Annotated in this window: 4 protein-coding genes and 1 pseudogene; 3 read left to right on the forward strand and 2 right to left on the reverse strand. The window is 34.7% G+C overall.

All coding sequences use genetic code 11. The features are described 5' to 3' along the window. The 3 genes and pseudogenes from HMPREF0013_RS23235 to HMPREF0013_RS23250 all read left to right on the forward strand — a co-directional run. On the forward strand, positions 1 to 1009 hold a 1009-nt coding region (locus HMPREF0013_RS23235; protein ID WP_005804850.1), incomplete at its 5' end, for an AAA domain-containing protein. Between the two features lie 167 nt (positions 1010 to 1176). Next, positions 1177 to 2340: pseudogene (locus HMPREF0013_RS23245) on the forward strand (IS3 family transposase). Between the two features lie 91 nt (positions 2341 to 2431). Next, on the forward strand, positions 2432 to 4387 hold the full coding sequence (locus HMPREF0013_RS23250) for an AAA family ATPase (protein ID WP_000593543.1): 1956 nt from the start codon (positions 2432 to 2434) through the stop codon (positions 4385 to 4387). Positions 4388 to 4657: 270 nt separating this feature from the next. Here HMPREF0013_RS23250 and HMPREF0013_RS23255 read toward each other — a convergent pair whose 3' ends face one another. Further along, a complete protein-coding gene (locus HMPREF0013_RS23255) occupies positions 4658 to 4978 on the reverse strand; it encodes a type II toxin-antitoxin system Phd/YefM family antitoxin (RefSeq protein ID WP_001081101.1) in 321 nt (106 codons plus the stop codon). A gap of 242 nt (positions 4979 to 5220) precedes the next feature. Then, a partial coding sequence (locus tag HMPREF0013_RS23260) for an integrase core domain-containing protein (RefSeq protein ID WP_031978032.1) occupies positions 5221 to 5429 on the reverse strand: 209 nt, incomplete at its 5' end.

Genomic DNA, 5429 nt, shown 5'->3' on the forward strand with positions numbered 1-5429 from the left:
TTACAGCAATAAAAACTTTTATGGTAACCGTATTAAGCCAATGCGATTATCGAAGAAATCTGAGCAGTTAAGTCCAGCTTTAGTCGCAATTTATACACCGCAGGGGTATAGAGAATCTAAAAATAGCAAACATATTAATCGAATAGAAGCGAAAGCAATTATTGAGGAAATGAAACTTCTTCTTAAAGATGAACGATACGCAAATAGATCAATCGGTGTGATCTCATTGTTGGGACCGGCGCAGGCTGAGTTCATTCAATCAGAAGCTTTGAATGAATTTGGTGCAGGGACTCTTACCCAAGTTCAATTTGCTTGTGGGGATGCTTCAGCATTTCAGGGTGCAGAAAGAGATATTATTTTCTTATCTATGGTAGCAGATCCTCAGAATTGTCATGCTTTGAGTCGATCCGATCATGAACAGAGATTTAACGTGGCTGCAAGCCGTGCTCGTGAACGGATGTATCTCGTCCATTCCGTGAGTCGTGATCATATATCTCCAAAAGATCTAAGGCTGAATTTACTCAATCATTTTTATGATTTGCAAGAAGATCAAAAAGCATCATTTGAAGCAAAATTAGATTTGTGTGAATCGGAGTTTGAAAAATCTGTATTTACGACACTCCATGAAATGGGTTACACAGTTACTCCACAGGTTAAGGTTGGAAGCTATCGAATCGATTTAGTCGTTGAGTCAGATGGTGATCAGCGTTTGGCTGTTGAATGTGATGGTGATAGCTATCATGGGCCAGAACAATGGCATGATGACATGACTCGTCAACGTGCTTTAGAACGCGCAGGATGGACATTCTGGAGATGCTTTGCATCGAGTTGGTTCATTGAACGTGAAAATATGATTATGTCATTAAAGGAAAAACTTGATGCAATGGGCATAAAACCTACACATGGAATGAGTAGCTTAATTCAAGATGTAGAACACAAAGTGTGGGTAGATGACGAATCTGAAATGAGTGCGGAAAATGACATCGAGAAAGATTTGTTAATTGTTTAATTGTACTAGCTTGTATTTAAATGGATTCGCTAGCGGACACTTACGTAACTAAAGATTACAGTAGTAATCTTTAGTTGTTGAAATTTACTTGGGTAAAAAAGGGTGAATAGCCACCGATTTTGTAGACACCTTTTAGTTAGATAAAATGGCTAATTAACGAGGTGCTTATGAGCAGTAAACGATACCCTGAAGAATTCAAAATTGAAGCAGTAAAGCAAGTTACTGAGAAAGGCCATAGTGTGGCCGAAGTTGCTGCACGTTTGGGAACCACCACCCATAGTATGTATGCCTGGATTAAACGTTATGATCCACAGCAGCCCAAGATCACAGAATCTAATGATCCAAGGGCAGAATTAGCAAAGTTAAAAAAAGAGCTGCAACGGGTTACTGAAGAAAGGGACATATTAAAAAAGGCCGTGGTGTACTTCGCAAGCCAGTCCAAATGAGGTACGCCTTTATTCGGGACAATCAGCATATATGGCCTGTTCGTCGTTTATGTTCAACTTTAGATGTTCATCACAGTGGTTATTACGCATGGTTAAAGCAACCCACCAGTAAAACTGCGCGGAAACGGCAACAGCTTTCAGGATTGATTAAACAGATTCTGGCTGGAATCTGTTGGTATCTACGGCTATCGCAAGATTCACTGTGATTTGAAAGATGTTGGTGAAAGTTGTGGGATTAATCGAGTACATCGGCTGATGAAAGCAGATGGTCTTAAATCTCAGCGCGGTTATCGTAAACCTAGAGCTCACGCTGGTGCTCCGGCTGTCGTTGCCGCAAACACTTTAGATCGACAATTTAATCCAACTCAGCTCAACCAGCTGTGGGTGACTGACATGAGAAGCACTGCTTCGCAAGATATCCGTACTCATGAAGGGTGGCTATATATCGCAGTTGTGATTGACCTGTTTTCACGTCTTGTTGTTGGCTGGTCTATGAAATCCAGAATCACGACAGATCTGGTTTTAGATGCGTTATTGATGGCTTTGTGGCGAAGAAACCCAAAGAACAAAGTCCTGATTCATTCTGACCAAGGCAGCCAATACACCAGTCATGAATGGCAAACATTTCTCAAACATCATAATCTTGAAAGCAGTATGAGTAGACGAGGAAACTGTCATGGTAATGCTGTTGCTGAGAGCTTTTTTCAGCTGTTAAAGCGAGAGAGGATCAAGAAGAAAATATATTCATCAAGAACTGAAGCAAGGTCCGATATCTTTGAATATATTGAGATGTTCTACAATTCAAAACGCAGACATGGTTCCAATGGTCAGCGTTCTCCATTAGATTATGAAAAGGCCCATCAAAAGATGGTTATGTGTGTCTAGAATTTTGGTGGCTATTCAATAGTAAGCTTAGAAACAATGAAATTGTTAATCTTTATCAATGTTATATATTTAATTTTAGGGAGAAATATTTATGATTAAACTTAAAAATATTGAGATATTAAAATATAAGTCATTTACAACTCCTCAATCAATAAACATTGAGGAAGATATAACTGTTTTAGTAGGAATGAATGAATCGGGAAAAACTTCTGTTTTAGAATGTTTAGCTAAAACTAATTATTTTGAAGATGATGAAAAGTTTAAATTTAACGAAACGTTAGACTATCCTCGAAAAGAACTAAAAAGTATCAGTAAGTCGGATAGCAAACCTAAAGCAATTATTTGCACTTATCATATTTCAGATGAACTAATTGGCTTAATCGAAAATAGGTTAGGTAAAGGAACTTGGCAAGGAAGTAATGAAATCACCCTAACAAGTTCTTATGGTGATTCATCTACATTAATAAGTGGTGTATCGATAAATTTTGAATTATTTTTAAAACACTTAAATTTATCTGATATTGGTGATGATGTAAAAACTGAGTTGAAGTTGGCTCTAACAGAAGAGAAATTTGATCAAATATTAAAGAAGTTCCCAGATGAAACCGAAAGGTTAGAGCCTTTAAGAAAATATTTCTTCAAAAGTTCTACATGGATGACTTTTATTGAAAGATATGCATATAGTGTTTTAATAAAAAGACATTTACCAAAATTTATTTACTATGATGAATATTATCAACTCCCATCAAGGATTATTCTAGAAAGTTTTTTAGATGATGATGTTGATCTATCGGATGATCTAAAAACAGCAAAGGCACTCTTAGATTTATCCGAAATTAATGTGAATGAACTTATTAATGCAGACGATTTCGAAGACTTTATTGCTGAATTAGAAGCAACTGAGGCTTTGATTTCTGACACACTATTTCAATATTGGTCTGCAAATCAGAACTTAAATATTGAATTTAAAATTGATAAAAAAACAGCTACTGTGAAAAGGCAAGTAAATACAAGTTATGGCAGTGCTACAACGGTCGATACAAATATTGTTGAACATGTCTTAGATATTCGAGTAAAAAACTCGAAAACGAGAGTTTCTTTACCTCTTCAGAATAGAAGTAAAGGATTTAATTGGTTTTTTTCATTCTTAGTTTGGTTTAACAAAATTCAGGCTGATTCAAATTCAAAATATATTCTACTCTTAGATGAGCCAGGCCTTAACTTGCATGCAACTGCTCAAGCAGATTTACTACGTTTTTTAGAAAGTTTGGTTGATAAGTATCAAGTTATTTATACAACTCACTCACCTTTCATGGTAGAAACAACGAAATTAAATCGGGTCAGAACGGTATTTAGTGACTCCGATAGCTCTATCGTTAGTGATAGTATTCAACAAAAAGACCCTAATACACTTTTCCCTTTACAAGCTGCTTTAGGGTATGATGTTGCACAGAATTTATTTATTTCTAAAAAAAATCTATTGGTAGAAGGTGTCTCAGACTTACTATACTTGACCACAATTTCAGAATATTTGAATGCGAATAAACGAACTGGCTTAAATGAAGATATTACAATTGTGCCTACAGGCGGTTTAGATAAAGTTGCTAGTTTTATTTCATTACTTCGAGGTTCAAAACTATCAATTTTCTGCCTATTAGATTCGTTTACTGACCAAAAGTCTCAGGCAAGATTTGATAGTCTAACTATTCAAAAAATTATATCTGATAAAAATATAAAATTTTTCCATGATTTTTTGGATAATAGAAAAAAAGCTGATATTGAAGATATATTTACTATTGATGAATATCTGCAACTTTTTAATATTTCTCTCTCATCTACCCATGCTGAAATTAAGGTGGAAGAATTAAGTACTGAAATTGAAGATATATTATCAAAAATTAATAAAGTTATTAAAAAGAATAGATTTAATCATTATTTACCTGCAAAAGAATTTGCTAGTAATAAGGATTTTGTTAATAGCCTTTCAGAAGCTACTTTATCAAGATTTGAAACTATCTTTAAAGAGGTCAATAAGAATCTTAAATAGTTTTTGGTTTAATAGACTTGCCTATTAGGGTGAGTCTATTACTTTACCCAGTACGTTATTTAATATAATTTTATAGACATCCAAGTGTTCTTTTTAATTTTCAATAAAATTAGTCAACTCTATGATGTCAGTGCTACTTAACTTACGAATATGTTTTCCACTTCTTAGTATTTTACGAAAATAAAAGCTCATTGTTCAACGAATATAAATATAAGATGACTTTTAAATCAGCTTGTCTCTAATCTCGAATCCGTTAATATCCTCAAAAAGCTATTTTTCTTGTCCATTTACTTCTTCAAATACACCTTTTGGGTTCAAAAGCATGTGTTTGATCGGTTGACCAGTGAGCTGATTAATATCCAAAAGATCATAAACCATTTGTTGTCCTAGCTGTTCACGCCGGACAGCTTCAATAATTTCCTGCATTTTTTGAAATTCTTCAAAACTCAGAACAACAGCTTCGGGCGCATTCTTCGTATAAACAAAAACAGGTTTATGACTATCTTTGACACATTGAACAATTTTGCTCCAAGATTTGCGAACATCAGTCGCAGAAACAATCGCACCGTTTATAAAAGTTAATCGATTCATATCTAAGACCTTATACGGGATAGCAAAAATTAAATCATTTCAGAATCTTGTTCCGAATGTAAGAAAACGACCGTTATTTATTATGGGACGATTTTATATTTCTAAAATTAGTAGATGATATTTGTATGTAACTATATAATCTAAAAAAATAAATTTTAAATCGTGCAAATTAAAAATAGGGAAATCTATGCTTACTGGAGTCTATGAACCGTACCGGGTTTGTCGGAGACTTTTTATTTAAGTTAGGCCACCTGACCTAACGGGTTAATCTTATCATAGTACATTGCTTCGAACTCAAAAGGCGATACATAACCCAGTGCACTGTGTACACGCTTTTTATTGAACCAATCTACCCAGTTTAGTGTCGCAAGTTGTACATCTGCTAAACCTTGCCAATCTGCTTTTAAATATTCAATCACCTCTGTTTTGTATAAGCCATTCACCGTTTCAG

The organism is Acinetobacter sp. SH024, from assembly GCF_000163635.1.
Lineage (GTDB): Bacteria > Pseudomonadota > Gammaproteobacteria > Pseudomonadales > Moraxellaceae > Acinetobacter > Acinetobacter pittii.

What these genes read in the sequence shown, in the direction of transcription:
- HMPREF0013_RS23250 (WP_000593543.1), top strand. Translation starts at nt 2,432, where the DNA reads ATGATTAAACTTAAAAATATTGAGATATTAAAATATAAGTCATTTACA.
- HMPREF0013_RS23255 (WP_001081101.1), bottom strand. Translation starts at nt 4,978, where the DNA reads ATGAATCGATTAACTTTTATAAACGGTGCGATTGTTTCTGCGACTGAT.